Raw genomic sequence first — 21842 nt, forward strand, 5'->3', positions numbered from 1 at the left:
CGGAACGTGTGCCACGCCACTTCCCGCCCCCACGCCATACCACCCGCCGCCGCAGATCAGGCCCCTATGTCACCGTATTTCACCAATCATGGTTGCCGGTGGTGACAGCGTCATGACGCAGTGCAAAGGTGCCGGGCATGACGACTCACGGGGGCTTCGAGCCCGTCTTCTGCACCGTCGTACCGCCGCACGTCCTCGACCGGCTGGCGCGCAACGACGACCCCGCTCTCTCCGGTCCCGCGCGGCGCACCATCCTGCGCGACAGCGAGCTGCGCGCACTGCGCCAGGTGAACACCGAGTACGGCCTGCTCGCCGCCCCGGCGGCGAAGGCACCGTCGGACCAGCCGCTGCGCACGATCTACGACGCCGAGCACGGCACCTCGCTGCCCGGCACCGAGGTCCGCGCCGAGGGCCAGGACCCCGGCCGGGACGCCACGGTCAACCGCGCCTACTCCGGGCTCGGCGCCACCTTCGACCTGTATCTGAAGGGCTACCGGCGCCACTCGATCGACGGCGACGGCCTCGCCCTCGACGCCACCGTCCACTACGACGAGGGCTACAACAACGCCTTCTGGAACGGCGAGCAGATGGTGTTCGGCGACGGCGACGGCGAGATCTTCGTCGACTTCACCAACTCCATCGACGTCATCGGGCACGAACTCACCCACGGCGTCACGCAGTACACGGCGAACCTGACCTACAACGGCCAGCCGGGCGCCCTCAACGAGTCGATGTCCGACGTGTTCGGCTCGCTCATCAAGCAGTACTCGCTCGGCCAGACCGCCGCCGAGGCCGACTGGCTGATCGGCGCCGGCCTGCTCGCCCCGGCCGTCACCGGCACCGCCCTGCGCTCCATGAAGGCACCCGGCACCGCCTACGACGACGACGTCCTCGGCAAGGACCCGCAGCCCGCGACGATGGACGAATACGTCCGCACCGGCCGCGACAACGGCGGCGTGCACATCAACTCCGGCATTCCCAACCACGCGTTCTACCTGGCCGCCACCGCCCTCGGCGGCTACGCCTGGGAGAAGGCGGGCCAGATCTGGTACGACGTCCTGACCGGCGGCGAGCTCGGCGAGCGGGCCTTCTTCACCGACTTCGCCAAGCTGACGGTGAAGGCGGCGCGGGAGCGCTTCGGCAGCGGCGGGGAGGAGCTCCAGGCCGTGGAGAAGGCCTGGGAGCAGGTGGGGGTGCGGATTCTCTGAGTCCGTAATAGACAGGGACCCATGCGTATTCAGGTGAGTCGCACGGGCGGGTTCGCGGGCATCGAGCGCCGTGCCGAGGTGGACACCACGGGACGGCCCGACGCCCCCGAGTGGCACGCCCTGGCCGAGCAGGCGGTCACCGCCGGCCGGGGCGCGCCGTCGGCCGGCGTGCCGGACGGCTTCAGCTACGAGATCACCGTGGACGGCCGGACGGTGTACGCGGCCGATCCCCGGCTCACCCCGGAGCAGCGGGAGCTGATCTCCCGGGTGCTGAAGGAAGGGGCCTGAGGGGGCTCGCGGGGGGCGCGCGGGGCGGGGACAACTGCCGTTTCACGCCGGGACGTTGACTTCCTTACCCAGCGGTAAGGATGATCCCGCCCATGGTGAACGATCCGCGCGACGCGGCGAACCCGATGCCCCGCTTCCCGGCAGACTTCCTGTGGGGCGTGTCCACCTCCGCGCATCAGATCGAGGGCGCGGCGGACCAGCGCGAACCTTCGGTCTGGGACACCTTCACCGCGCTGCCGGGGCGGGTGAAGGACGGCTCCACGGCGGCGGTGGCCTGCGACCACTACCACCGCTACCCCGAGGACGTGGCGCTGCTGTCGGGCCTGGGCGTGGACGCCTACCGCTTCTCGATCTCGTGGCCGAGGGTGAACTCGCCCGGCGGTCTCGGCTTCTACGACCGGCTCGTCGACGAGCTGTGCGCGGCCGGGGTCCGCCCGGTCCCCACCCTCTTCCACTGGGACCTGCCCGCCCGGCTCGACTGGCTGGAACGGGACACCGCCGCCCGGTTCGCCGAGTACGTGTCGGTGGTGGCCGAGCGCCTCGGTGACCGGGTGAAGAAGTGGATCACCGTCAACGAGCCCGCCGAGCACACCCTGCTGGGGCACGCCCTCGGCACCCACGCGCCCGGCAAGCAGCTCCTGTTCGACGCGCTCCCGGCCGCCCACCACCAGCTGCTGGGCCACGGCCTCGCCGTCCGGGCGCTGCGCGCGGCCGGCGCCACGGACATCGGCATCGCCAACTCGCACGGCCCGACCTGGCCGGCCTCCCGCGAAACCGCCGACGTGGAGGCCGCCGCCTTCTACGACGTCCTGCTGAACCGGCTGTTCGCGGAACCCGTATTGCTGGGCGAATACCCTGAAGGCCTGGGCGAGTTGATGCCGGGCGGCGACGTGCGGGGCGACCTCGAGGTGATCTCGGAGCCGCTCGACTGGTACGGGATCAACTACTACGCCCCGACCAGGGTGGGTGCCCCGCAGGGCTCGGAGATCGAGTTCGGCGGTATCCGCATGCCGGCCGAACTCCCCTTCTCGGTACAGCAGATAGAGGACGTCCCGGTGACCGACTTCGGCTGGCCGGTCGTCCCGGAGGGGCTGACGGAACTCCTGACCGCCTTCCGCGACCGCTACGGCGACCGGCTCCCCCCGGTCGTCATCACGGAGAACGGATGCAGTTACGAGGGCGTGGACGACCAGGAGCGCATCGCCTACCTGGACGGTCACCTCCGCGCCCTGCACCGGGCGGTGGAGGCCGGCGTCGACGTGCGCGGCTACTTCGTGTGGTCGCTGCTGGACAACTTCGAGTGGGCGGAAGGGTACGCGCGCCGCTTCGGCCTGGTCCACGTGGACTTCGAGACCCGGGCCCGGACGCCGAAGGCGTCGTACGGCTGGCTGCGGGACGTGCTGCGGGCGCAGGGATGACGACCGCGGGCAGGGCCCCCTCGGCCGCCCTGGCCGAGCCCGTGGAGAGGGTGGGCCGGGGCTGGACGTCGGCCCTGTCCCTCGCCAACGGCGCGATCTGGGTGGGCTGGTACGGCCCCCTCCAGATCCTGCTGGCCTCGCAGGCCGAGGACTTCGCACCCGGCTCCGGCCTGTCGAAGGAGACGATGCTGGCCTGGGTGACGGGCGTGGGCGCGGTGGTGTCCCTGGCCGCGAACCCCCTCTTCGGCGCGCTGTCGGACCGCACGACCTCCCGCCGCGGCCGCCGTACGCCGTGGATCGTGGCGGGAACGGCGGGCGGCGCCCTCTCCCTGCTGCTGCTCGCCGGGGCGGACGGCGTGTGGACCATGGCGGCGGGCTGGTGCCTGGTCCAGCTGACCTTGAACGCGGCCTTCGCCGCGGTGACGGCCGCCGTCCCCGACCGGGTCCCCCGGCTCCAGCGGGGCGCGGTGGGCGGCTGGCTGGGCGCCGCGCAGATCCTGGGCGTGGTCGGCGGCACGGGACTCGCGACGGCCGCCGGGGGCGTCGGCGCGGGGTACGTGGCGTGCGCGGTGTTCACGACGCTGGGCGTGCTGCCGTACGTCCTCCGGTACGAGGATCCGCGGCTTGCGGTGGCGGACCGGCCCGCGTGGTCCTGGCGGGGCTTCGCGGCCGGGTTCTGGCTGAGCCCGCGCGAGTACCCCGATCTGGGCTGGGCGTGGCTGACCCGCTTCCTGATGAACCTGAGCAACGCGCTGGTCCTGCTGTACCTCCTCTACTACCTGCGCGACCGTCTGCACCACTCCGACCCCGAGCAGGGCGTGCTGATCCTGACGGCGGTGAACGGGCTGACGCTGCTCGCCACGGTGGTCGTCGGGGGCGTCTGGTCGGACCGGCTCGGCCGGCGCAAGCCGTTCGTCATCGGGGCGGGCCTGCTGATGGCGGTGGCGACGGCGGGCCTCGCGGTCCGGCAGACCTGGCCGGGGGCGATCGTCGCGGCGGCGGTGCTCGGCATCGGCTTCGGGGTGTTCACGTCGGTCGACTTCGCGCTGATGACGGACGTGCTGCCGAAGGCCGGGGACCGGGGCAAGGACCTGGGCGTCATCAACGTGGCCAACGCCCTGCCCCAGGTCGCGGCCCCCGCCCTCGCCGCGCCGATCGTCGCCCACCTGGGCGGCTACCGGGTGCTGTACCTGGTGGCGGCGGCGGTCGGGCTGGCGGGGGCGGTGCTGGTGGGCCGGATCAGAGGGGTGGACTGAGCGCCGGGGCCGGGCCGGCCGTCAGAGGGCTCCGGCGTCGCGGGCCGCGTAGACGCTGGGGTACAGCGGGCGGAAGCCGAGTTCGCGGCGGATGCGTTCGGTGGAGGTCAGCTGGAAGAACGGGTCCGGGTCGGTGCGCCCGTAGAGCTCGGCGGGCACCTCGACCCCGTTGAGCTGGTGCAGTTCGACCGCCGTCACGGGGGCGTCGTCGGCGATGTTGTAGGCCCGGCCGGCGATGCCCGGCGCGTGCAGGAGACGCAGCAGGCCCTGGGCGACGTCCGCGTGATGGACCATGTGCAGCCGCTGGGTCGCCGCCCAGTCACCGGCCCACCGCAGCGACTGCGCCAGGTGCGGATCGCCCTCGCCGTAGACGAAGGCGAGGCGGCCGACGCGCACGTCCAGGCCGTCGAGCGCGAACAGCTCCCGCTCGGCCACCCCCTTCGCCTCCGGGTAGGCGCCCCACATCGGGCCGTCGGCGGGCCGGACCTCGTCGTCCTCGGTCAGCGGGCGGCCCCGCCCGAGGCCGTACACCAGTCCCGTGCTGACCTGTACGAAACGCCGCACCCCCGAGGCCAGCGCGGCACGGCCCAGTTCCACCGCCGCGTCCCGGTTGACGGCCCACGCCTCCTCGTCCGGCACCCCGCGGAAGGAGGCCGCGACGTTCACGACGGCGTCCGCGCCGGCCACCGCCTTGCCGAGCGCCTCCGCGTCCCGCAGATCCCCGAGCACGACCTCGGCGCCCAGTTCCGCGTACCGCTCCCCCCGGGCCGCGTCCCGCACCAGGACCCGCACCTTCTCCCCTGCCGTGGACTGCGCCAGCAGCCTCGGCACGAAGCGCCGGCCGACCTGTCCCGTCGTCCCCGTCACCAGTGTCAACATCGTTCTCGCTCCTCTTGGTCTGGTGGCACCAGCCTCGGGCGGAGCGGACGGGAGCGGGAGAGACCCGTCGATCAGGGGACCGGCAGTCCCTGGATAAGGCGGTCGCGATGGCGCAGCCTGGAGGGGTGAACCGAACCGAACTCGCCGACTTCCTGCGCCGCGGGCGGGCCCGTCTGTCCCCGTCGGACGTGGGTCTGACGCCCGGGGCCCGCCGCCGTACGCCCGGCCTGCGCCGCGAGGAGGTGGCCCAGCTGGCGGGGATGTCGGTCGACTACTACACGCGCCTGGAACAGCGCCGCGGCCCGCGCCCGTCCCGCCAGATGCTGACGGCGCTGGCCCGCGCGCTGCGGCTGACCGCCGACGAGCGCGACCATCTGTTCCACCTGTCCGGCGAGGAGCCGCCGCGCCGGGAGACGGCGTCGGCGCACGTCCCGCCCGGCCTGATGCTGATCCTGGACCGCCTGCACGACACCCCGGCGCAGGTGGTGACCGACTGCGGCGAGGTCCTGGCACAGAACGCGATGGCCAGGGCGCTGACCCGCGACGTGATGTCACGCCCCCGGCGCGAGCGCAACCTGCTCCGGCTCTACTTCCTGGACCCGCGGGCCCGCAGCCTGTTCCCGGAGGAGGACCGGCCGGACCACGCCCGTGCCCAGGTGGCCAACCTGCGCGCGGTGACCGCCGCCCGCCCGGACGACCCCGAACCGGCCGCACTGGTGGCCGAACTCCGGGCGTCGAGCGAGGAGTTCGCCCGCCTGTGGGACGAACACGAGGTGTCCCTGCGCCACAGGGCGACGAAACGCTTCCTGCACCCGCTGGTCGGTCTGCTGGAACTGGACTGCGAGGTGCTCCTCAGCCACGAGCACCACCAGCTCCTGGTCATCCACACGGCCCGCCCGGGCACGGAGGCCTACGAACGGCTCCGGTTGCTCCGGGTGGTGGGGCTCCAGGACATGTCCCCGCAGGCCGTCTGAGAGCCCCCTGACGGCCTCAGAACCCCAGCTTGCGCAGCTGCTTCGGGTCGCGCTGCCAGTCCTTCGCGACCTTCACGTGCAGGTCCAGGAAGACCGGCGTGCCCAGCAGGGCCTCGATCTGCTTGCGGGACTTGATGCCGACGTCCTTCAGGCGCTTGCCCTTGGGGCCGATGATGATGCCCTTCTGGCTGGGGCGCTCGATGTAGATGTTGGCGTGGATGTCGAGCAGCGGCTTCTCCGCCGGACGGTCCTCGCGCGGGAGCATCTCCTCGACGACCACCGCGATGGAGTGCGGGAGTTCGTCGCGGACGCCTTCCAGCGCCGCCTCGCGGATCAGCTCGGCGACCATCACCTGCTCGGGCTCGTCCGTCAGGTCGCCCTCGGGGTAGAGCGGCGGGCTCTCCGGGAGCATCGGGGCGAGCAGGTCCGCCAGCAGCCCGACCTGCTGGTCGCCGACCGCCGAGACGGGCACGATCTCGGCCCACTCGAACCCGAGCTCCTTGCCGAGCTGGTCGATCGCGATGAGCTGCTCGGCGAGCGTCTTGGAGTCCACGAGGTCGGTCTTCGTGACGACGGCGACCTTCGGGGTCCGCTTGATCCCGGCCAGCTCCTTGGCGATGAAGCGGTCGCCCGGGCCCAGCTTCTCGTCGGCCGGCAGGCAGAAGCCGATGACGTCGACCTCGGCCCAGGTGGCGCGCACGACGTCGTTGAGCCGCTCGCCGAGCAGGGTGCGCGGCTTGTGCAGGCCCGGCGTGTCGACCAGGATCAGCTGGGCGTCCGGCCGGTGCACGATGCCCCGCACCGTGTGCCGGGTGGTCTGCGGACGGTTCGAGGTGATCGCCACCTTCTTCCCGACGAGAGCGTTCGTGAGGGTGGACTTGCCCGCGTTGGGACGGCCCACGAAGCAGGCGAAGCCGGCGCGGTGGGGGGCCTCGGCCGACTGCTCGGATGACTGGTTACGGACGCTCATGGCCCCCATTCTCCCTGATCCACGAAGCCCCGCCGCACACACGAGCGGCAGCGCCCTCTCCGGTGAGCTCCCGGAAACCTCCACGCAACGAAACGTCACGGAAACACACCTGTACGCGACCGGAAACCGGAAGCGGTGAACCTCTGACGAGCCCCCGCCTCGTTGGAGACCTCCGTGACTCTGGCCGCCGCCCACGCGAACACCGGCGACACCGCCTGGCTGCTCGCCGCCACCGCCCTCGTCCTGCTCATGACCCCGGGTCTGGCCCTCTTCTACGGCGGCATGGTCCGCACGAAGAGCGTCCTCAACATGCTCATGATGAGCTTCGTATCGATCGCGCTGGTCACGGTGGTGTGGCTGACGGCCGGCTACTCGCTCGCGTTCGGCGACGACGCCGGGGGCGGGCTGATCGGCGGGCTGGAGCACGCCGGGATGGCGGGCCTCGGCCCGGACAGCGTGCAGGGGACCGTCCCCACCCTGCTCTTCGCCACCTTCCAGCTCACCTTCGCGATCATCACCGCGGCTCTGATCAGCGGCGCGATCGCGGACCGGGCGAAGTTCGGCGCGTGGCTGGTCTTCGTACCGGTCTGGGCACTCCTCGTATACGTTCCCGTCGCGCACTGGGTGTGGGGCCCCGGTGGCTGGATCCTCGACCGGCTCGGCGCCCTCGACTTCGCCGGCGGTCTGCCCGTCGAGATCACCTCGGGTGCCTCGGGCCTGGCGTTGTGCCTGGTCCTGGGCCCGCGCCTGGGCTTCAAGAAGGACGCCATGCGTCCGCACAACCTGCCCATGGTGATGCTGGGCGCGGGTCTGCTCTGGTTCGGCTGGTTCGGCTTCAACGCGGGCTCCGCCCTCGGCGCGAACGGTCTGGCGGCCGCCGCCTTCCTCAACACCCTCGCCGCCGGCTGCACCGGGCTGCTCGGCTGGCTCTTCGTCGAGCAGAGGCGCGACGGCCACCCGACGACGCTGGGCGCGGCGTCCGGCGCCGTCGCGGGCCTGGTGGCCATCACGCCCTCCTGCGGCTCGGTCTCCCTGCTCGGCGCCCTGGTCGTCGGCCTGGCGGCCGGTGTCGTCTGCTCCTACGCCGTGGGCTGGAAGTTCCGGCTGAACTACGACGACTCCCTCGACGTCGTCGGCGTCCACCTGGTCGGCGGGATCATCGGCACGCTCCTCATCGGCGTCTTCGCGGTGGACACCATGACCGGCGGCACCGAGGGCCTCCTCTACGGCGGCGGGCTCGCCCAGCTCGGCAAGCAGCTGGTCGCGGTGCTCGTCGTGGGGGCGTACGCCTTCACGGTCACGTACGGCATCGGCAAGGTGCTCGACAGGACGATCGGTCTGCGCGCCGACGAGGACCACGAGCACACCGGCCTGGACCTTACGGTGCACGCCGAGACCGCATACGATCACGGCGTCCTGGGCCACGGCGCCCCGGTCGGCTCGCACTCCGTCCTCTCCGCCCAGAAGGTCAAGCCACAGGAATGAAGCTCATCACCGCGATCGTCAAGCCCTACCGCCTCGACGAGGTCAAGACGGCACTCCAGGAGCTCGGCGTGCACGGCCTGACCGTGACCGAGGCCAGCGGCTACGGCCGGCAGCGCGGCCACACCGAGGTGTACCGGGGCGCCGAGTACCAGGTCGACCTCGTGCCCAAGGTGCGCATCGAGGTCGTCGTCGAGGACGCGGAGTCCGAGGCCGTGATCGACGCGGTGGTGCTGGCCGCACGGACCGGGAAGATCGGTGACGGCAAGGTGTGGGCGGTACCGGTCGAGTCGGTCGTGCGGGTGCGGACGGGCGAGCGGGGGCCCGACGCGCTCTAGCGTCGGCCTCCGGCGGTTCGGCCGAGTTTCGGCCTCGGGTCCGTGGGGGCTTGTCGCGCGGTTCCCCGCGCCCCTGGGCGGCCGGGCCCCGCGGGCCTTCGCCGCCGTCCGACCACGAGCCGTACCCCTGCCGCGATCGCCGCCACCACGACCGCGACCACCAGCCACGGCACCGCCACGAAGGACGCTTTCGCCGACTCCTCGGTGCCCTTGGCGGTGGCCGTCAGCGTGACGACGCTCCGGTCGAGCTGGGGGGCGTCGGTCCAGTGTTCGGTGAGGCGGACCCGTTGGCCCGGGAGGAGCTGGGAGGGGAGCTTCGTCAGGTCCCGGGTGAGCAGGGTGCGGCCGAACAGGCCGGTTGCCTTCAGCTCCACCTTCGGCGCGAGGGTGACGTTGCCGGTGTTGTGCAGGGTGTAGGAGATCGTCGCCGTGCTGTCGCCGAGGCCGGGGATCAGCGGCTGGTCGTGGCCGATCCGCACGTTCTCGACGGAGAGCGCGGGCAGCGTGGGCCCGCCGACCTGGAGGTAGACGCGGGCGCCGACGGCCCTCTGGACGCCCAGCGCGACCCCGCCGTCGCCCTGCTCGACCCGTTCGTCGAGGGCGACGATCGCCCCAGGGTGGTCGCCGGGTTCGGCGCCCTCGGGCACCCGGACGGTGAACGGCACGGTGACCGTGGCCCGGCCGGGCACGGTGACCCGGTCCTTCGGCAGCTCGGCCCACGCGCCCACGCCGCGCATCCTCTCGCCGAGCGACTTCACGGCGAACCCGCCGTCGCGCGCGGTGTTGTAGGCGTCGGCCGCGTACAGCCGGAAGGTGAGCGGCTCGTCCGTCTTGTTGGCGACGACGACCTCGTCCTCGATCGTCTGGCCGGGATCGGCGGAGACATAGAAGTAGGGCCGCGCGGCGACGGCCGAGGAGACGGGGTAGACCGACCAGCTGCCGTTGTCGGCGGCGCGGGCGGGAGTCGCGAGCGTCGCGAGGAACAGCAGCAGCGGAAGGAGGAGGACGTACGGCTTGCGCATGGGTGCGGACCCCCCGGCGGACGGGCCCGGGCTGCGGGCCCCGGCGAACGGGCTTCGGCGGACGGACTTCGAGGAGCGGACTTCGGCGCACGGGCTTCGGCGGGCGGGTCTCGGCGGCCGGCTGGACGGGCGGGTGCGGACCTGTGGGGCGGGCGCCCGGCCACCGGTGGACGTGGTGCGTACGCTCAGGTGAGCGTGAGGGTCAGGACGCCGGCGTAGCTGCCCGGAGGCGTGAACGACGGTACGTCGAGGGACAGTTGGGCTCCGGTGGTGAACTCACCGCCGGTGGCCGTGCCGTCGGGCGTGGACGCCAGGGTCGCCCCCGCGGCGCCGACGGTGCCCGCCGAACCGGCCTGACAGGTGCTCGGGCTGCCCGCCTTGGTGGCGCACGCGGGCGTCCAGCTCAGCTTGCCGGCGTCGATCTTGGCACCGGGGCCGCTGAAGTCGGTGACCTTGCCGGTCAGGGACCAGCCCGCGGGTCCGCCGCGGAAGTCCTTGACGGTCACGGTCCGGAGCGCGCCGGTCGAGGCCCCGCCCTGTCCGAAGTCGACCGCGGACAGCTGGACGGCGTCCCCGGCCTGGGACATCGACAGCGTGCCCGCCCGGACCGTGGTGGTCACCTTCTGGCTGCCCTCGGGTACCGGCTGGTCGTCGATGACGACGTACGCGACCGGCCCGGCGCCGAGCTCCGCGCTCCACGCGCCGCCCTCGTACGCCACCACACCGGTCGTGGTGAGGTCGCTGACGACGAGCGAGCCCGAGACACCGCCCTGCGCGTTCGCGGTCACGGTCGCCGTGTCCGCGGTCTGGGCCGACGCGGAGCGCCCGGCCAGGGTGACGGTCGCGCCCGGCGTGAAGCCGCTGCCGGTGACGGCCACGGAGGCGCCCGGGCTGCCGGAGGCCGAACCCAGCGAGATCGCACGGGTGTTGGCCGGCGGGTTGTCGGCGGCGGTGACCGTCTCCGACACCGGGGCGGGCGGGTCGGTCACCGTGCAGGGAGTGTCCAGCTCCAGGATGTAGCTGGTGTGGATGTTGTAGTCACCGGGCGAGAGGGTGATCGCGCCGGGCGCGGTGACGGTGAAGGTGCCGGTCATCGAGAACGACGGGAAGGCCCCCCTGCCGGGCACCGGGTCGTTCTTCCTCGGCCCCGTGACGGTGACGCTGCCGGTCTGCGCGCCGCCGAGGGTGACCTTGCCCGTCGGCGTCATGATGTCGGCCGGCAGAGCCAGGTCGGTCGGGTTGCTCGCGGCGGGGGTGACCACCGTGTAGGTGACGGTGACGGTGTCGCCGACGGCGGGGCTGGTGTCGTCCACCGTGATCTTCGCGGTGGTGGTGCCGTCGATCGGCGGGAGGCCCGCGATGGCCGGCGGAATGCAGTGCGTAGGGTAGTCCACGTCGACCGCGGCGCCGGCCGGGGCCGCCAGCGCCCCGCCGGCGGCGACCGCCAGCGCGGTCGCCCCGAGCAGTGACGCCCAGCGCCGTCTTCGGGAACCTCGGGTGCTTCCGGAACTTCGGGGTGAACCCATGTTGCCCCCTCCTCCAGGGTGCGGGCGCAGCGGCTCTTCTGCGCCGACAGGGGGCATTGAGGTGCGGATCGCGTGAGAAGTCAATGGACATCACGCGGTGAACTGATGGGCCGTCAGCTTCCTGGCGTCGCCGGGAAACCGACGGCCTGTCGGCTCGGTTTCCGACCGCTATCAGCTGAACACGAAGGGGCCCGGCGTCTGCGCCGCGCTCGTCGTACAGGTGACGGTGATCCCGAAGACGACCATCTTCAGGGAGCCGCCGTAGAAGTCCAGCTTGTCACCGGAGGCCACGGTCCCGTTGAGCGGACCGACCGTGATCGTGGAGCCGGCCGGCATGGCGGGGTTCACCGTGCCGGAGAAGACCCTCGCCGAACCGGTCGAGTTCGCCATCGTGAGCGTGGAACTGATGCTGTTCGCGCCGATCGCGATCGGCGTGGTGATCGCGGTGGACGTCAGCTTGAGGGTGGCGGCCGTGCCCGTCTGGGTGGCCGTGAGGGTGGCCGCGCCGCCTCCGAAGAGACCGCAGCTGGCGGTGACGTTCGCCGTCAGCGGGGTGACGGCGGCGGCCGAGGGCGCGAGGGCCAGTCCGGTGACCGCCAGGGCCCCGGCCAGCATTGCCGCACCTGATCCGATTCGCTTGCCTCTCATGGGATCCGCTCCCTTCCCGAGTACGGGAATCCATGTGGGGGGTGGATGGACGGGAGATACCGACGGACCACCACGGGAGGGATGGGTGCGGACAGCCTGCCCGGGCGGGATCCGGCGTGCAGATCTGACGGTCCGTCGGAACTTGCGGTCCCATTGACGCGCGCGCGGCAGGAGGACGGCAAGGTGGAAAACCGGCCTACCTCGGGCCCTGCCACAGGCCCACCTCAGGCCTGGCCTGCCTCAGGTTCCGCCACAGGCCTGCCACAGGGCCGCCACAGACGACCCGCCGGGGCCGCCCCGGGCCGGGGGCGTCAGCCCGCGGAGACGGTGTGCCGGACGGTCCCGTCCGGCGCGGCGATCAGCACCGGGGTCCCCGCCCCGCCGAGATCGCGCACGGCGGCCAGATCGGCCTCGTCGGCCGCCTCCGCGGAGGTCACCACGGCCGCCGCCTCGAGCGACTCCGCCCCCGAGGCCACCGCCATCGCCACCGCCGTCCGGAGCGCGCTCAGCCGCAGCGACGGCAGCTCCACCGTCCCCGCGACATACGTACGTCCCGTCTCGTCCCGTACGGCGGCCCCCTCGGGCACCCCGTTGCGGGCCCGCGCGGAACGGGCCAGGGTGACGATCTTGCGGTCCTCGGGGTCGAGCGCGTTGCTGTCGGTCATGCCCCGAGCATACGAAGACCCGATCCGCTCACCGCGTCAGGGCCGGTCCAGCCGTAGCCGCTCGGCCCTCGGCAGCCCGGCGACCACGAGGTCGTAGGAGTCCTCGACGAGCTCCCGCACCAGCCGGTCCGGGAGCTCTCCGTCGACCGTCACCGTGTTCCAGTGCCGCTTGTTCATGTGCCACCCGGGGACGATCAGCCCCTTGTGCTCCCCGCGCAGCCGCACCGCGTCGTCCGGGTCGCACTTGAGGTTCACCGTCAGGGGCCGGGCGTCCAGGGACGTCAGCGCGAACAGCTTGCCGCCGACCTTGAAGACCGAGATCTCCGGCCGGAAGGGGAACTCCTCCACCACCGCGTTGAAGGAGAGGCACAAGGCGCGCAGTTCCTGGGGGGTCACTCGGTCACTCCCTCACTCCGTCGTTCCGCGTTCCGGCGTTCGGGTACTCCGCCGGCCCCCGGATTCCCGCAGACCGGGACTCGGGGGTTCCGGCATTCCGGCATTCCGTCATTCCGGTTGCGGCTCGGTCTCCGGCCGGTCCGCCGGTTCCACCGGCTCCACCAGTACCGTGACGATCTTGTTCCGGCGGCCGGCCGCGGCCTCCGCCGTCAGCCGCAGCGCGCGCCCGTCCGGCAGATCGACCACGCTGGACGCCCCGGCGATGGGCACCCGGCCCAGGGCCTTGGCGAGCAGCCCGCCGACGGTCTCCACGTCCTCGTCGTCGTACTCCTCGAGCCCGTACAGCTCGCCGAGGTCGGTGATGTCGAGGCGGGCGGTGACCCGGTGGCGGTCGTCGCCGAGCTCCTCGACGGGCGGGAGTTCACGGTCGTACTCGTCGGTGATCTCGCCGACGATCTCCTCGAGGATGTCCTCGATGGTGACGATCCCTGCCGTGCCGCCGTACTCGTCGATGACGACGGCGACGTGGTTGCGGTCCTGCTGCATCTCGCGCAGCAGATCACCGGCGTTCTTGGTGTCGGGCACGAAGGCGGCGGGCCGCATCGCCGTCGACACCAGCTCGCCCTCGGCGTCCCGGTTGATGTGCGTCTTGCGGACCAGGTCCTTGAGATACACGATGCCGACGATGTCGTCCTCGTTCTCCCCGGTCACCGGTATGCGGGAGAAACCCGAACGCAGCGCGAGGGTCAGCGCCTGCCGGATCGTCTTGTACCGCTCGATGACGACGAGGTCCGTCCTCGGGACCATGACCTCGCGCACGAGGGTGTCACCGAGTTCGAAGACGGAGTGCACCATGCGGCGCTCGTCGTCCTCGATCAGGGACTCCTTCTCGGCGAGGTCGACCAGCGCGCGCAGCTCCGCCTCGGAGGCGAAGGGGCCCCGGCGGAAGCCCTTGCCGGGCGTCAGCGCGTTGCCGATGAGGATGAGGAGCGACGGGATCGGTCCCATGATCCGCGCCAGCGGCAGCAGCACGTACGCGGCCGCCGTCGCGGTGTTCAGCGGGTGCTGGCGGCCGATGGTGCGCGGGGACACGCCCACGGCGACGTACGAGACGAGGACCATCACGCCGATCGCCGCGAACAGGGCCCCGGTCGTGCCGTCGATCTCCTGGAGGCAGGCGTAGGTGACCAGCGCGGCGGCCGCCATCTCGCAGGCGACGCGGACCAGCAGCGCCACGTTCAGATAGCGGGTGGGGTCGGCGGCGATCTGCGCCAGCTTGGCGCTGCCCCGCCGGCCGGACCGTACGGCCTCCTCGGCGCGGAAGCTGGAGACGCGCGCGAGGCCCGCCTCCGCGCAGGCGGCGAGCCAGGCGACGACGACCAGGGCGATCGCGCCGGCGACGAGGGTGAGGCTCATGAGACGGTCGGGGCCGGGGACGGACCGGTCAGGCCCTTCTCCGCACGCCAGCCGTCGACGATGGCGGCCTGGAGACCGAACATCTCGGCCTTCTCGTCGGGCTCCTCGTGGTCGTACCCCAGCAGGTGCAGCACCCCGTGGACGGTGAGCAGTTGGAGCTCCTCGTCCATGGAGTGCTGCGTCGGCGCCTCCGTGCCCTGCCGGGCGGCGACCTCGGGGCACAGCACGATGTCGCCGAGGAGGCCCTGCGGGGGCTCGTCGTCGTCCTTCGACGGCGGACGCAGCTCGTCCATCGGGAAGGACATGACGTCCGTCGGCCCCGGCAGGTCCATCCACTGGATGTGCAACTGCTCCATGGCATCGGTGTCCACGACGATCACCGAGAGTTCGGAGAGCGGGTGGATGCGCATCCGCGCGAGCGCGTAGCGGGCGATGTCGAGGATCGCCTGCTCGTCGACCTCGGTTCCGGACTCGTTGTTGACGTCGATCGACATGGTGCTGACTTGTCTACTTCCGCTTGTTGCGGCCGCCCTTGTGGGTGCCGTTCTCCGTACCGTTCTGGCTGTCGTACTGCTCGTACGCGTCGACGATACGGCCGACGAGCTTGTGCCGGACGACGTCCTGGGACGACAGGCGGGAGAAGTGCACGTCGTCGAGCCCCTCCAGGATGTCCTGGACCTGTCGCAGACCCGACTTCGTGCCGTTCGGCAGGTCGACCTGGGTCACGTCACCCGTGATCACGATCTTCGAGTCGAAGCCGAGGCGGGTGAGGAACATCTTCATCTGCTCGGGGCTCGTGTTCTGGGCCTCGTCCAGGATGATGAAGGCGTCGTTGAGCGTGTTGTGCGTCAGCAGGTGATCCGTGGTGACGTAGAGGGAGTCCTCGGCGGCCACCTGGATGCAGACGGTTTCCTCCCTGCCGGCGGGCTCGATGCTGTCGATGAAGCGCATCGGGCCTCCGCCGCCTCCGGCCGCGAGGTACTTGTCGCGCTTGCGGGCGAGACGGAAGGGCTCGATGCCTTCGGGCAGCCGGATGTCGACGATATGAGCGTCGTACCGGTACCCGACCTCCCTGCCGTTCGCGAGACCCGGTGTGCGTCCTTCGGCGGCCCTACGACGGGTGTACGCGACACCGCCCAATGACTGCACGAGCGAAATCACGTCGTCGCGGAGCAGAATCGACGTCGTCGTGTACTGGACGCGGCAGGTGCGGTCCTTCTGCGTGACGGGACCGCCGTCGGAATCGAGAAGCCCTTGCAGCACAGCCAGACGTACCTCGGCCGTGTTGTACAGGTAGTCGTCAGGGACGAACTTGGTGTGCGACCGGGTAGGCAGCAGGTCCAGTTCGCGCAGGACCCGCGTGACCGGGTTCTCCACAGTGACGACGTCACCGGGGCTCTTGATCCGGTTGAGGACGTAGTCGGGTCCTCCCTTGTGCCGCACCGCGACACCGGGCAGCGCGCCTTCCAGCGCGTGCGCCAATTCCGGGTCCTCCGTCGCGAAGGACGGGGTCGTAGACCCGGTGAGGCAACCGTCGCCCAGCAGCAGGCCCAGCGCGTAGGGGTCCACGGGGACCTCACGCTCCGGGAAGCAGACCGGAGCGGTGAGCATCGGCAGCTCGTACCGGCGGGCGTGGGCCGCGCGCAGGTTGCCGATCATGTCCTGGGTCTCCAGGACCCGCCACGGCTTGTCGCGGCGCTTGTCGTCACGCGTCCTGACGGTCCACAGGTGCTCGGCGCAGGCCAGGGTCGAGGCGCCGTCCTGGGCCGTCACGCGGTAGACGTCCTTCTCGCCTTGCGGGTAGACGCCCAGCACGGGGGTCGGCTCACCGTTCGAGCCGATGACCAGGTCGCCGACCTGGAGGTCGCCGATCGGCCGCCAACCATCCGGGGTCAGAACGTTCGTGAACCGCGGTTGCGCTCTACCCCGCATGTACGCCAGCGGCGCGACCTCGATCGTGCCCGCCGCCATCAGCTTCGGGATCGAGTCCGGGTCCAGCATGTCGTGCAGCGCGTCGTACAGCGGGCGCAGGTACGGGTCGATCTTCTCGTACAGCGTGCCCGGGAGGAAGCCGAGCCGCTCCCCCGCCTCGACCGCCGGACGAGTCAGGATGATGCGGTTGACCTGCTTGGACTGGAGGGCCTGGACCGCCTTGGCCATGGCCAGATAGGTCTTGCCGGTACCGGCCGGGCCGATGCCGAAGACGATCGTGTGCTTGTCGATCGCGTCGACGTACCGCTTCTGGTTGAGGGTCTTGGGTCTGATGGTGCGACCGCGCGAGGACAGGATGTTCTGTGTCAGAACCTCGGCCGGGGTCTCCTGGCCGTCACTCGTCCCGTTCTCACTCGCCCGCAGCATGGCGATCGAGCGTTCCACTGCGTCCTCCGTCATCGGCTGCCCGGTGCGGAGCACCAGCATCATCTCGTCGAACAGGCGCTGGACGAGAGCGACTTCCCGTGGGTCGCCGACCGCGCTGATCTCATTGCCCCGGACGTGGATGTCGGCCGCCGGGAAGGCCGTCTCTATCACGCGCAGGAGGGAGTCTCCGGATCCCAGCACGGCCACCATGGGGTGCTGGGCGGGAACGGTGAACTGTGCTCTCGCCTTGCCCTGCGCGGGCGTGTGAGCTGTGGGTGTCTGAGTCATAGGCCGGCCCGAGGGCCTCTACGTCCTCCCGGATGCGTCTCGCCTGCCACGAGGGCGGCCTGGCGTGTTCCAGGGTACGCCAGGGCACTGACAACGCCGTAGGGCTTTTCCGGGTCCGGTGAGCGGGCCGGGACCGGGGCCGGGCGGCTACGCCGAGCGGCCGAACCCGATCGTCGGCACCGCCCGGCGCAGCGGCCACGGGGCGGCCCCGTCCGTCTCCGGGAGCAGGGCCGGCAGCAGGGCGTCCAGGAACGCGTACCGCCGCAGTGCCTCCGGGTCCTGGCCCTCGACCGACTGGACCCTGCGCCACCAGGCCGCGATCTCGGACCAGCCGGGGGCGGAGAGCGAGCCGCCGAACTCCTGCACGGAGAGGGCCGCGGTGAGGCCGGCGAAGGCGAGGCGGTCGGCGAGCGGCCAGTCGGCCAGTGTGCCGGTGACGAAGCCGGCCACGAAGACGTCCCCGGCGCCGGTGGGGTCGAGGGCCTCGACGGCGATGGCCGGGACCTCGGCGGACTCGCCCGTGCGGCGGTCCACGGCGTAGGCGCCCTCGGCACCGAGCGTCACGACCGCGAGCGGGACGTGCTCGGTGAGGGCGTGCGCGGCGGCGCGGGGGCAGGCGGCGCCGGTGTAGCGCATGGCCTCCTCCGCGTTCGGCAGGAAGGCCTCGCAGTGCGCCAGGTCGCCGAGGCCGGCCAGGTCCCAGGCCCCGGTGTCGTCCCAGCCGACGTCGGCGAAGATGCGGGTGCCGCGGGCGGCGGCCTGCTGGATCCAGGGGGCGCGTCTGCCGGGGGTGAGGGAGGCGACGGCCGCGCGGGCGTGCGGCGGGCAGGCGGGTTCGGGTGCCTGCGGGGGCGGCTCGTGGCCGTGCGAGACCATCGTGCGTTCCCCCTCGTACGCCATGGAGACGGTGACGGAGGAATGCCAGCCGGGGACCGTGCGGGAGGTGCTGAGGTCGATGCCCTCGCCCCGCTCCAGGGCGTCCCAGCAGTACTCGCCGTAGTGGTCGTCGCCGAACGCGGCGGCGAGGGAGGTGCGCAGGCCGAGCCGGGCCAGGGCGGTGGCCATGTTGGCGACACCGCCGGGGCTCGAGCCCATGCCGCGGGCCCAGGACTCGGTCCCGCGCACCGGGGCGGAGTCCAGCCCGGTGAAGATGATGTCGAGGAAGACGGGACCGGTGAGGTAGACGTCCCACGGCGGGTCGTCGGGGGCGCGCCGGGCGGCCAGGGGGTCCGCCCCGGTGGCCGGGCCGCCGGACGGGCCGGCCGGGCCGGTGTGTCCGTTCTGGCCGGTGCGGCCGCTGTTCTGGCCGGTGCGGCCGCTCGGGTGGTGGTGTCCCTCTCCGGTGGACGCGTTGGACGCGGTCACGGTGCGCTCCCTGACGTGGTGCCGATCTGGCCAGTGTGCACCACGCCACCGGCGACACGCCGTCCGTCACCCGCGCCGCGAGGACACTCGCCCACACCGGCCGCACCCCGCGCCCCGGCGTCGTGCGCGCTCGGTCACCAGCGAGGCACGGCCGGGGTGACCCAGTCGGGGTCGGCCACCCGCATCGCGGCGGCGTCGTCGCGCTCGCGCAGGGCGCCGTCGTCGTCGAGCCAGCGCCGGTGCAGGACCCGGAGCCTGTCCCGGTCGAGCGCGACGCCGAGGCCGGGCGCGTCCGACACGGTGACCTTGCCCTCGTGGAAGGTGAGGCGTTCGGTGAGGACGTCCTCGGACTGCCAGGGGTAGTGCGAGTCGCAGGCGTGGTGGAGGCCGGGGACGGTGGACGCCACATGGGTCATGGCGGCCAGCGAGATGCCCAGGTGGGTGTTGGAGTGCATGGAGATCCCGACGCCGAACGTGCGGCAGATCTCGGCCAGTTGCCGGGTGTTGCGCAGTCCGCCCCAGTAGTGGTGGTCGGACAGGACGACCTGGACGGCGTCGCGGGTGAACGCCTCCTTGATCTCGGCGAACGTCGTCACGCACATGTTGGTGGCGAGCGGCACGTCGGTCCGCGCCGCCACCTCGGCCATCGCCGGGGTGCCGAGGGCCGGGTCCTCCAGGTACTCGAGGAGGCCGCCGATCTCGTCGGCCACCTTCAGCGAGGTCGGCACGGACCAGGCGCCGTTGGGGTCGAGCCGCAGTGGGTGGCCGGGGAACGCCTCGGCCAGTGCCCGTACGGCGGCGATCTCCTGGTCCGGCGGGAAGACACCGCCCTTGAGCTTGAAGGAGGTGAAGCCGTAGCGCTCCTTGAAGCGCCGGGCCTGCTCGACGACACCGGCCGGGTCGAGGGCAGCGCCCCAGCCGTCCTTCTCGGCGGGGACGCCCTCGGGGTGGTCGGCCCACTTGTAGAAGAGGTAGGCGCTGTACTCGACCGTGTCGCGGACCTTCCCGCCGAGCAGGGTGTGCACGGGCAGGCCGAGCGCCTTGCCGAGGGCGTCGAGACAGGCGACCTCGAAGGCGGAGACGACGGAGAGCCGCAGCTTGTCGGCGGTCTGGACGCCGCGCAGTCCGCCGACGTCGACCTTGCCGGAGACCCGCGAGGCGTCCACGGCCACCTCGTCGGCGACGGTGAACAGGGCGTTCAGGTCGCTCACCGGGCGGCCGCGCAGCTTCCCGGCGAACGGGCGGGCCAGTTCCAGGTACTTGGTGTCGCCGTAGGTCTCGCCGACGCCGGTGACCCCGTCCGCCGTCTCGACCTCCACGATCAGCCGGGGGGTGTACGGCTGGTGCACACCCCGTGTGTTGAGCAGGGGCGGGTCGGCGACCAGGATCGGGGTCAGGCGGACGTCGGCGATCGTGAGGTTCACAGCGCGGCTCCTACGAGGTCGAGGCCGGTGCCCAGCAGGGTCCTGAGGTCGGCGAGGTCGGCGGGCGAGGGGTCGGTGAGCGGGGCGCGGACCGGTCCGACGGGACGGCCGCGCAGCCGGGCCGCCGCCTTCACCAGGGACACGGCGTACCCCGGCACCCGGTCGCAGAGTTCGACGAACGGGACGTAGAAGTCGCGCAGCAGCCGCTGCACCGTCTTGTCGTCCGTCCCGGCCGCGTCGCCCCTACCGCCGTCGCCCCTGTCGCCGTCGCGCAGGGCGGTGAAGAAGGCGTTCGCGATCTCCGGGGCGAAGGCGTGGACGGCGGAGGAGTAGGCGGGCACGCCCACGGTGGCGTAGGCGCGGGCCTGGATCTCGGCGGTGGCGGCGCCGTTGAAGAAGAGGAAGCCGTCGGGGGCGGCGAGGGTGAGCCGCTGGAGGCGGTCGAGGTCGCTGTGGCCGTCCTTGAGGCCGATGACGCCCGGGACGGCAGCGATGCGCCGCAGCGAGGCGGCGGTGAAGGCGACCTGGCCGCGCTGGTAGGCGATGAGGGGCAGCCGGGTGCGGGCGGCGAGCCGCTCCAACTGGGCGACGAGGCCGTCCTGCGGGGCGGTGACGAGGTAGTGCGGCAGGACGAGCAGGGCGTCGGCTCCGGCCTCCTCAGCGATGCGCGCGAACCGGGCGGCCTGGGCCCAGCCGTAGCCGACACCGGCGACGACGGGCAGCCGGCCGCCCGCCTCCTCGACGGCGATGGTCACCACCTGCCGGTACTCGTCCTCGTCGAGGGAGAAGAACTCCCCGGTGCCGCAGGCGGGGAAGACGGCACCGGGCCCGGTCGCGACGCTGTCCGCGACCTGCGCGCGGAAGCCGTCGGGGTCGAGGGAGCCGTCGTCGTGGAAGCTCGTGAGCGGGAACGACAGCACCCCCCGCGCCATGCCGTCCCGCAGGCGTCGGACCGTGTCCCTGTCGAGATCCCTGTCGAGGCTCACCCTCGGTCATCTCCCCATGTAAACGTCGTCTACGTATGAAGATGGAGGTTAGATACGCGAACGGCAGCCGTCAATGGGCGCAGGGCGCGCACTCCGCCGCCCGCGCACTCCGCCACCCGCACACCCTTACGATCGGGACATGTCGGAGACAGGCGGCGTCCGCGAGGTGAAGTCCGCGGCGCGCACGGTCGAGCTGCTGGAACTGCTCGCGGCGCGCGGCGACCGGCCGGCGCGGCTCCAGGAGCTGGCGGACGAGCTGGGCGTGCCGCGCAGCTCGATGTACGCGCTGCTCCAGACCCTGATCGGCCGCGGCTGGGTGCGCACCGACGTCACCGGGTCCCTCTACGGCATCGGCATCCACGCCCTGCTGACCGGCACGAGCTATCTCGACTCCGACCCGCGCGTGCGGCTGGTCCGGCCCTACCTCGACGAGGCGTCCGAGGCGCTGGGCGAGACGATCCACCTGGGCCGCCTGGACGGCCGCGGGGTGGCCTATCTGGCGACGCGCGAGTCGCACGCGTACCTGCGCACGATCAGCAGGGTCGGACGGCGGCTCCCGGCGCACGTCGGCGCGCTCGGCAAGGCGCTGCTGGCCCAGCGGCCGGACGGCGAGCTGCCCGAGGGGCCGTACGAGGCGTTCACCCCGCACTCCCTCACGAGCCGTCAGGCGCTGCTCGCCGACCTCGCCGCGGTGCGGGAGCGGGGCTACTCCGTGGACCGCCAGGAGGGCGTCCTCGGCATCGTCGGGTTCGGGTTCGCGCTGCGGTACGACAGCCCCGCGCAGGACGCGATCAGCTGCTCGGTGCCGGTGGCCCGGCTGACGCCGGGGCACGAGGAGCGGATCGTCGTGGTCATGCGGGAGATCAGGGCGAAGATCGAGGCGACGGCACCGGGCTCGGCCGGCGCGCCCGACTGGCGTTAGAACTCCTAACAAA

The 21842-nt window shown here is 72.1% G+C and carries 21 protein-coding genes; 8 read left to right on the forward strand and 13 right to left on the reverse strand.

Annotated features, from left to right (window positions below; all coding sequences use genetic code 11):
• Positions 1–137 precede the first annotated feature (137 nt).
• From AOQ37_RS31775 to AOQ37_RS31790, 4 genes are all read left to right on the forward strand, one after another.
• Positions 138–1208 (forward strand): M4 family metallopeptidase, encoded by a 1071-nt coding sequence (locus tag AOQ37_RS31775; protein ID WP_062649468.1) that lies wholly within the window; start codon positions 138–140, stop codon positions 1206–1208.
• A gap of 21 nt (positions 1209–1229) precedes the next feature.
• Positions 1230–1496, forward strand: coding sequence for a protealysin inhibitor emfourin (locus AOQ37_RS31780; protein ID WP_062649470.1), 267 nt, complete (start codon positions 1230–1232; stop codon positions 1494–1496).
• A 92-nt stretch (positions 1497–1588) separates the two neighbouring features.
• On the forward strand, positions 1589–2914 hold the full coding sequence (locus tag AOQ37_RS31785; protein WP_062649473.1) for a GH1 family beta-glucosidase: 1326 nt from the start codon (positions 1589–1591) through the stop codon (positions 2912–2914).
• On the forward strand, positions 2911–4170 hold the full coding sequence (locus AOQ37_RS31790) for an MFS transporter (RefSeq protein ID WP_062649475.1): 1260 nt from the start codon (positions 2911–2913) through the stop codon (positions 4168–4170). Before AOQ37_RS31785 ends, AOQ37_RS31790 begins: the two co-directional genes overlap by 4 nt.
• A gap of 21 nt (positions 4171–4191) precedes the next feature.
• Here AOQ37_RS31790 and AOQ37_RS31795 read toward each other — a convergent pair whose 3' ends face one another.
• Positions 4192–5049 carry an NAD-dependent epimerase/dehydratase family protein gene (locus AOQ37_RS31795; protein WP_062649477.1) on the reverse strand — a complete coding sequence of 286 codons (858 nt, stop codon included), beginning with the start codon at positions 5047–5049 and terminating at the stop codon, positions 4192–4194.
• Positions 5050–5174: 125 nt separating this feature from the next.
• Between AOQ37_RS31795 and AOQ37_RS31800 the strand changes: the two genes are divergently transcribed.
• Positions 5175–6023 (forward strand): helix-turn-helix transcriptional regulator, encoded by an 849-nt coding sequence (locus AOQ37_RS31800; RefSeq protein ID WP_062649479.1) that lies wholly within the window; start codon positions 5175–5177, stop codon positions 6021–6023.
• A 16-nt stretch (positions 6024–6039) separates the two neighbouring features.
• Here AOQ37_RS31800 and era read toward each other — a convergent pair whose 3' ends face one another.
• On the reverse strand, positions 6040–6993 hold the full coding sequence (era, locus tag AOQ37_RS31805; protein WP_062649481.1) for a GTPase Era: 954 nt from the start codon (positions 6991–6993) through the stop codon (positions 6040–6042).
• Positions 6994–7167: 174 nt separating this feature from the next.
• Here era and AOQ37_RS31810 point away from each other — a divergent pair, with 174 nt between their 5' ends.
• Positions 7168–8478, forward strand: coding sequence for an ammonium transporter (locus AOQ37_RS31810; RefSeq protein ID WP_062649560.1), 1311 nt, complete (start codon positions 7168–7170; stop codon positions 8476–8478).
• Complete coding sequence (locus AOQ37_RS31815; RefSeq protein WP_062649484.1) at positions 8475–8813, forward strand: P-II family nitrogen regulator; 339 nt, start codon at positions 8475–8477, stop codon at positions 8811–8813. The genes AOQ37_RS31810 and AOQ37_RS31815 overlap by 4 nt, the downstream gene beginning before the upstream one ends.
• Here the strand turns inward: AOQ37_RS31815 and AOQ37_RS31820 are convergent.
• From AOQ37_RS31820 to AOQ37_RS31875, 11 genes are all read right to left on the reverse strand, one after another.
• Positions 8810–9835, reverse strand: coding sequence for a CLIPPER-2 domain-containing protein (locus tag AOQ37_RS31820; protein ID WP_062649486.1), 1026 nt, complete (start codon positions 9833–9835; stop codon positions 8810–8812). The two genes, AOQ37_RS31815 and AOQ37_RS31820, sit on opposite strands and share 4 nt — an antisense overlap.
• 185 nt (positions 9836–10020) lie before the next feature.
• Positions 10021–11361: a beta-xylosidase gene (locus AOQ37_RS31830; RefSeq protein WP_062649490.1), complete on the reverse strand. Its 1341-nt coding sequence runs from the start codon at positions 11359–11361 to the stop codon at positions 10021–10023.
• A gap of 171 nt (positions 11362–11532) precedes the next feature.
• Positions 11533–12009, reverse strand: coding sequence for a hypothetical protein (locus AOQ37_RS31835; protein ID WP_062649492.1), 477 nt, complete (start codon positions 12007–12009; stop codon positions 11533–11535).
• Between the two features lie 311 nt (positions 12010–12320).
• Positions 12321–12674: a cytidine deaminase-like protein gene (locus AOQ37_RS31840; RefSeq protein ID WP_062649494.1), complete on the reverse strand. Its 354-nt coding sequence runs from the start codon at positions 12672–12674 to the stop codon at positions 12321–12323.
• 36 nt (positions 12675–12710) lie between these two features.
• The gene (locus AOQ37_RS31845) at positions 12711–13070 is read right to left on the reverse strand and encodes an MmcQ/YjbR family DNA-binding protein (RefSeq protein WP_062649496.1); all 360 of its coding nucleotides are present in this window, start codon (positions 13068–13070) and stop codon (positions 12711–12713) included.
• Positions 13071–13178: 108 nt separating this feature from the next.
• The gene (locus AOQ37_RS31850) at positions 13179–14486 is read right to left on the reverse strand and encodes a hemolysin family protein (RefSeq protein ID WP_062649498.1); all 1308 of its coding nucleotides are present in this window, start codon (positions 14484–14486) and stop codon (positions 13179–13181) included.
• Positions 14483–14980 carry an rRNA maturation RNase YbeY gene (gene ybeY / locus AOQ37_RS31855; protein ID WP_020127737.1) on the reverse strand — a complete coding sequence of 166 codons (498 nt, stop codon included), beginning with the start codon at positions 14978–14980 and terminating at the stop codon, positions 14483–14485. The genes AOQ37_RS31850 and ybeY overlap by 4 nt, the downstream gene beginning before the upstream one ends.
• A gap of 13 nt (positions 14981–14993) precedes the next feature.
• Positions 14994–17132 carry a PhoH family protein gene (locus AOQ37_RS31860; RefSeq protein WP_062649500.1) on the reverse strand — a complete coding sequence of 713 codons (2139 nt, stop codon included), beginning with the start codon at positions 17130–17132 and terminating at the stop codon, positions 14994–14996.
• Positions 17133–17279: 147 nt separating this feature from the next.
• A complete protein-coding gene (locus tag AOQ37_RS31865) occupies positions 17280–18356 on the reverse strand; it encodes a carbohydrate kinase family protein (RefSeq protein WP_234437066.1) in 1077 nt (358 codons plus the stop codon).
• Positions 18357–18631: 275 nt separating this feature from the next.
• The gene (locus AOQ37_RS31870) at positions 18632–19921 is read right to left on the reverse strand and encodes a glucarate dehydratase family protein (protein ID WP_062649503.1); all 1290 of its coding nucleotides are present in this window, start codon (positions 19919–19921) and stop codon (positions 18632–18634) included.
• Positions 19918–20853: a 5-dehydro-4-deoxyglucarate dehydratase gene (locus AOQ37_RS31875; RefSeq protein WP_062649561.1), complete on the reverse strand. Its 936-nt coding sequence runs from the start codon at positions 20851–20853 to the stop codon at positions 19918–19920. The genes AOQ37_RS31870 and AOQ37_RS31875 overlap by 4 nt, the downstream gene beginning before the upstream one ends.
• A 193-nt stretch (positions 20854–21046) precedes the next feature.
• On the opposite strand from AOQ37_RS31875, the gene AOQ37_RS31880 reads away from it, so the two are divergent.
• Complete coding sequence (locus tag AOQ37_RS31880) at positions 21047–21829, forward strand: IclR family transcriptional regulator (protein WP_062649505.1); 783 nt, start codon at positions 21047–21049, stop codon at positions 21827–21829.
• The last annotated feature ends 13 nt before the right edge of the window (positions 21830–21842 follow it).

This window comes from Streptomyces maremycinicus (assembly GCF_001184025.1).
GTDB classification, from domain to species: Bacteria; Actinomycetota; Actinomycetes; order Streptomycetales; family Streptomycetaceae; genus Streptomyces; species Streptomyces maremycinicus.